Annotated in this window: 4 protein-coding genes, 2 pseudogenes and 1 riboswitch; of the genes and pseudogenes, 1 reads left to right on the forward strand and 5 read right to left on the reverse strand. The window is 66.4% G+C overall.

Translation table 11 applies throughout. The annotated features are described in order from the left end of the window. Positions 1-83 precede the first annotated feature (83 nt). The 3 genes and pseudogenes from AC5JJ1_RS11130 to AC5JJ1_RS11140 all read right to left on the reverse strand — a co-directional run. The gene (locus tag AC5JJ1_RS11130; protein ID WP_495785191.1) at positions 84-464 is read right to left on the reverse strand and encodes a hypothetical protein; all 381 of its coding nucleotides are present in this window, start codon (positions 462-464) and stop codon (positions 84-86) included. Positions 465-701: 237 nt separating this feature from the next. Continuing rightward, positions 702-1169, reverse strand: a complete 468-nt coding sequence (locus tag AC5JJ1_RS11135; protein WP_495785192.1) for an H-NS histone family protein — start codon at positions 1167-1169, stop codon at positions 702-704. Between the two features lie 43 nt (positions 1170-1212). Beyond that, a pseudogene (locus AC5JJ1_RS11140) lies at positions 1213-1383 on the reverse strand (hypervirulence associated TUDOR domain-containing protein); the annotation flags it as partial. 196 nt (positions 1384-1579) lie between these two features. Between AC5JJ1_RS11140 and AC5JJ1_RS11145 the strand changes: the two are divergent. Beyond that, positions 1580-2304: pseudogene (locus AC5JJ1_RS11145) on the forward strand (IS5 family transposase). A 122-nt stretch (positions 2305-2426) separates the two neighbouring features. Here AC5JJ1_RS11145 and metE read toward each other — a convergent pair. Both metE and AC5JJ1_RS11155 read right to left on the reverse strand, forming a co-directional pair. Continuing rightward, entirely contained in the window at positions 2427-4742 is a 2316-nt protein-coding gene (gene metE, locus AC5JJ1_RS11150) for a 5-methyltetrahydropteroyltriglutamate--homocysteine S-methyltransferase (protein ID WP_495785193.1), read from the reverse strand. Between the two features lie 62 nt (positions 4743-4804). Then, positions 4805-5028, reverse strand: a riboswitch (cobalamin riboswitch). Positions 5029-5601: 573 nt separating this feature from the next. After that, positions 5602-5795, reverse strand: a 194-nt coding sequence (locus AC5JJ1_RS11155) for a hypothetical protein (RefSeq protein WP_495785194.1), incomplete at its 5' end; no start/stop codon positions are given.

A 5795-nucleotide genomic window follows, 5' to 3' on the forward strand; every position in this document is an offset into this window, starting at 1 on the left:
CCCATTGCTTGCCTCCCGGAACCCAAACCCCTCCAACCGGTTCAAAGACAACGCAGGACGGCGCTGAGAGTGCCCAGGTAGTGTTAAAATGTCTTATCGTTGGGATTGCGGCGTTCTTGTTGTTTGTCGATGGGGCGCGGCTCGGGTCTGCACATGTTGTAGCCCGCTTCAGGATCCGCCTGGGTGGTCGAGGCAATCACGGTGGCGTCGGCTAGCGAGTCAATCTTGACCGTGAATGCTCCAGCCCGGAGTTGATCTGCTTCCACCTCAAATAGCGTTTGGCCGAGGCCATGGGTCGCAAGCTGAGCCCGCAGCCGCCCAACGGCGGTCCGCTCGGGTGTCGGCTCATGGCCCGAGAAGTCGCAGTCGCACCAGAACGAGGCGCGGTCATCAAGCCCCTTGGCAATCCGCACGCCGAAAAAATCATGCCATACCGCAATCGCCATGGCCTTGAACGACGTCAAGGGTGGCCCGGCCGGCCCTCTCTCGCGGCATGGGAGATATCCCGCAGTTGATGCTCGAAGGGCGTCCAGTCGATCAGGTACAGCAGCTTATCCAAGATCGACCGACGTCCATTACCTTCAAAGATGAACACCAGCCTACCCTGGACGCCAACGACGCCACGGGGGCCAGAGCCGCTCATTGCCAGCAGCAAATCAGAGCCAAGCGTTCATGTTCAGCGCAATTGGCGCGCAGGCTTCCTAGGTGGATTTATCGATTAGGAAGTCGTCGCGGTTTTTTCCCTCCGCTTCAGCCATTTGAAGCCATCTTGGCGTCCGGCCCCTGCCTGACCATTCGTCGCCGGTAGGGCTACGGTACTTCGCTGCCACCGGTGGACGCTCAACCTTCGACTCGCCTGCAGGTTTGCGGCCGCGTTTGGTCGGAGCGGCCCCCCCGAGAAGCGATTCCAGATCGAGGCCAAGCTGTTCGCTTTCAGCCTTCATGCGGGACAGAAAGTCCTGTTTGGCGCTTTCCAGCTTGATATCTACTAGGAACCGCGCTCGCTTTAGCACCTGGTTCAGCTCTGGCACGGTAAGCGACTCTAACATCTTGAGGAATTCTGGTTCCGCTTGTTCGTCGGCGCGGAGCTTACGTGGCGGCATCTCGTCTTCGGACAGCTCCGGCTGGGTGGCAGACGACTTTTGGGTGCTGGTACGAACCGCGGCCAATGTGGAACTCCTTTGCTTCAAAACGATCTTATAACCGGCCAGGCTATGCTTTTTCTAGCTTTTCAAGTTTGTGGATAGCCAGCCTGCCAGATTTTGCGCTTTTGGCAATTATTTGAGGCGCCTCTTTTGTCGCATTTGCGATATGGCCCTTGACTCTTGCGTTATTCGTTATGGTCCTTTCCACCGCACCTTCCGTTGCGCCCTGCGCGGCACTCCAAGATACCTTTTAGCCCTTCTTCGGCATTTTTGGTCACGACATCGCTCCTGATTAACCCATTGGGTTCAAACGTGCAAAAAAACAACTAACTTTCTAAAGGCCAATATGGACCATGAGCTGGGTAACGATCAGGCTGCGGGGCATGACTGCTCGCAAGCCCTATCCGTCTGATGTCTTCGATGATGAATGAGCCCTGGTTGCGCCCTAACTGACCCTGCTGCCTGAGGATGCCGGGCAGCGTGAGCACGCGCTGCGCGAGGTGTTCAACGGCCTGCGCTACGTGATCTAGACCGGGGCGCCGTGGCGCTGGATGCCGCACGACCTGCCGCCCTGGGCGGCGGGTTATCAACAGGCGCAGCGCTGGCTGGCGGCAGACTGCTTCGAGGCTTTGGCCAAGGATCTGCGGGCTGTGCCGCGGTTCGCCTCTGGCCGCAAAGTCCAGCCCAGCGCTGCCATCCTGGATAGCCGCACGCTGCGGTCCTCGCCGGAGAGTGGCGCCAGGGCGGGCCATGACGGCGCCAAGCGCAAACGGGGCTCCAAGCTGCACCTGACGGTCAACACGCTGGGCCATCTGCTGGCCCTGCACGTCACGCCCGCCAGCACGGACGACCGCGCCGAGGCAGGCCGGCTAGCCCAGGCCGTGCAAGCCTCCACCGGTCAGAGCGTTGACCTGGCCTATGTCGACCAAGACTACACCGGCCCGGAAGCCGCTCATGCCGCCAAGGCGCCTGGCATTGTGCCGGAGGCCGTAAGCTGCCAGACGCCAAGCGTGGCTTCGTGCTGCTGCCGCGGCGCTGGGTGATCGAGCGATCCTTTGCCTGGGCCACCCGCTATCGCCGGCTGGCGGAGGACTACACAGGGTATGCCGGCACCTTTGCCGACCTCCACCTCGTCGCCTTCGTCTGCCTCATGCTCTAGCAGGTCGCGCAACTGACCGAAGGTCCGTAACGGCCTCTGGCGAAGGAGGGGATGCCAGGCCTTTGCGCCTGGCAACCTGCCGGGAAGGAGCGCTTGGGAACGGAATAGCGCCCCCAGTGCCGTCATACGGCTTCCGCGCGCAATTGCCTTGCAGCGGTAACCAAGTTCGCCATAGCGGGCTTCACTTCGGCCCAGTTGCGCGTCTTGCAGCCACAATCGGGGTTGAGCCAGAGCCGGCGGCGCGGTACGCGCTGCGCCGCCCGCCTTGCCAGCTGCGCTATCTCCTCGGCCGAAGGCACCCGGGGCGAGTGGATGTCCCACACCCCCGGCCCGATCTCATTCGGGTAGTCGAAAACCGCGAATGCCTCCAGCAGCTCCATGTCGCTGCGCGCGGTCTCGATCGAGATCACGTCGGCATCCATCGCCGCGATGCTCTCGATGATGTCGTTGAACTCGCTGTAGCACATATGGGTGTGGATCTGCGTCTCGTCGCGCACCACGCTCGCCGAGAGCCGAAAGCACGCCACCGCCCAACGCAGATAGTCCGCGCGATTTGCCTGGCGGAGCGGCAGGCCCTCCCGGAAGGCCGGCTCGTCGATCTGCACGATCGGGAGTCCGGCAGCTTCGAGGTCCGCAACCTCGTCGCGGATGGCGAGCGCGATCTGGCGGCAGACCGTCTCGCGGGGGATGTCACTGCGCACGAAGGACCATTGCAGCATGGTCACCGGCCCCGTCAGCATGCCCTTCAGCGGCTTGGCCGTGAGCGACTGCGCATAGGCCGACCAGCGCACCGTCATCGGGGCCAGGCGCGCGACATCGGCCCAGATGATCGGCGGCGCCACGCAGCGGCTGCCGTAGCTCTGCACCCAGCCATGCTTCGTGAAGGCATAGCCGGCGAGCTGCTGGCCGAAATACTTCACCATGTCGTTGCGCTCGAACTCGCCATGGACGGGTACGTCCACGCCAATCTCCTCCTGCCAGCGCACGGCCTCCGCCGTCAGGCGCTCCATCTCCGCCTCGTAGCTCGCCCGCTCGAGCTCTCCGCGGGCGAGGCGCGCGCGCAGGCTCCGCACCTCGGCCGTCTGCGGCCAGGAGCCGATGGAGGTCACCGGCAGTTCCGGCAGGTTGAGCCGCGCCGCCTGCGCCGCCGCACGCGCCGGATAGGGGCTGGCGCGCCGCTCCATGTCCGACGTCACCTTGGCCAAGCGGGCGGCTACGGTGGCGTCGTGGAGCCGCGTATCGGCACGCGCGTCGGCCAGCGCCCGGTCGCTTTCCTCAAAGGCGGCGCCGACGGCCTTCTCGCCCTCGTCCAGCGCGCGGGCCAGAGTCGCAACCTCCTTCAGCTTCTCGTTGGCGAAGGCAAGGCGACGCTTCAGCGCGGGGTCGAGCCCGGTTTCCATCGCCAGGCTGTGCGGCACATGCAGCAGCGAGCAGGAGGGGGCGACCATCAGCCGCCTGCCGAAGCCCGCTGCCTCGGCCACATGGAGCTGCGCCAGGGCGGCGCGCAGGTCGGTCCGCCAGACATTGCGCCCGTCCACCACGCCGAGCGAGAGCCAGCGATCGCGCGGCAGCACCTCCAGCACGTCCGGCAGCTGCCCCGGCGCGCGGACCAAGTCCACATGGAGGCCGGCGACCGGCAACGCGGCAGCCAGGGCGAGATTGTCGCGCAGGCCCTCAAAATAGGTCGCCAGCAGCAGGTTCAACCCTGGCGCGGCCTCAGCCAGGGCGCGGAAGGCCATGCGGTAAGCCTCCCCCGCACCGGCCGGCAGGTCGGTCACGAGGCAGGGCTCATCCACCTGCACCCAGACGGCGCCGGCCTCAGCCAGGAAGCGCAGCGCATCGGCATAGGCCAGCAGCAGCGCCGGCAGCAGGTCGAGCGGGCGCGCGCCGCCCTCCGTCTTCGACAGCAGCAGCAGCGAAACCGGGCCGAGCAGCACCGGGCGGGTGCGGGTGCCCTGCCCAAGCCCCTCGCGCAGCGCGCGGGCCCAGCGGTTGTCTAGCAGCCGCGGGCGCATCGCAGCCGACAGGCGCGGGACCATGTAGTGGTAGTTGGTGTTGAACCACTTGGTCATCTCGAGCGCAGCGGCATCGCCCGGGATGCCGGCGGCGCGCTCGGCCTCCGTCCCGCGGGCGCCGCGGGCGAGGGCGAACATGCTGGCGAGGGAGACCGGCCCCTCGCCGGACCAGCCATAGCCGGCGGGAACCATGCCGAAGGCGCAGGCGGTCTCGAGCACATGGTCGTAAAGCGCAAAATCGGCCGAGGGCACATGGCTGATACCGCTGCCCTGCTGCCTGGCGCGGGCGTCGGCGCGCAAGGCGGCGGCGGTGGCCTGGAGCTTGTCCTGGCCGATATGGCCGGCCCAAAAGGCTTCGAGGGCGGCTTTGAGTTCGCGGTTCGGCCCAATGCGCGGGTAGCCGAGATTGGCGGCGATCGTCATCGCAGGCGGTCTCCGTCGCCCGGTGCACCCAGCCCGGCCGTAGGGTGGCGCGCCCCCGTCAGGCGGGGTGCACGGCGCCGGCAGGTCTCCTGGCTCGCGGGTGCGGGCTGGTGCCCATCGCCTCCGGCCCTGCCTTCCCGCTTGCGCAGTGGCGCCACCCTCGACAGGCGGCACAGGCCGGCGGCTTCCCGCCGACAGTTGCTGGGGCAGCGTCCGACTTGGGGCGCACCCCGCACGGACTTCCCTTTTCACCCGCTCGCGCGGGACCAACGCCATATAAAGATATCTTTATGCTTGGGGGAGTCAAGCGCAGTCCTCCGGCTCCTCCGTCCCTGATGTCGCAGCGGCCTTTGCCTGGGGCGCAAGCCGCGCCGTCGCCCGGCGGAGGATGTCGCCCCGCGTTGCAGCGTCCGCGGCAGGCCAGGCTCGATCTTGGCCAGTGACCGCCCATGGCTTCCGCAGGCCCCAGCGGCCAGCAGGTAGCGGCATGGCCGCCGGCGGGGCAAGGCGACCTCTCCGGCGCCGGTGGCCGTCGGCTCAGCCAAGCGCCGCCGTCCAGCAACATCAGAAGCCCCGTGTCTAGGCTTTTGCAGGTATCGAAGACTGCATCGGCTTCGACCAAGCGGGCCAGCCAAGGCTTCTGTACAAGGAGGCGTCCCGTGAGCCGGATGCGCAGCGGCGGGTTGCGCAACGCCAGGCGGAAAGCAGCCAGCCGCTGACGCAGCAGGCCCGACCCGTCCATGTGCCGGGATGCCAGGCTGAGGGAGAGGCCGAGCATGGCGAAGCTCAGCGCCTCCAGGCGCCGCTGCAAGGCGGCTTCCCTCGCTGCCGACTCAAAGGCATGCGGCCAGCCGGGCCTCTAAAGCTGTTCCGAGGCGAGTACCGCCGGCGCATGCGGCCAAAGTGCCGCTTGGCCCGGGCCCCGGCCGAGCAGGTGTATCCTGCAGAACGCGATCTTCACCTCGACCTCAGGCTGGGCATCCTTCGTCCAGGGGTCGCCTAGGGTTTGTGACTGAACCTTGCGATGCGCAGGTTGATCATGGTGGCGGCGAG

The sequence above is a fragment of the Belnapia sp. genome (genome assembly GCF_059504005.1).

Bases quoted from the DNA above. Each gene is read 5' to 3' on its own strand.
- metE (WP_495785193.1), bottom strand. From the start codon at position 4,742: ATGACGATCGCCGCCAATCTCGGCTACCCGCGCATTGGGCCGAACCGC.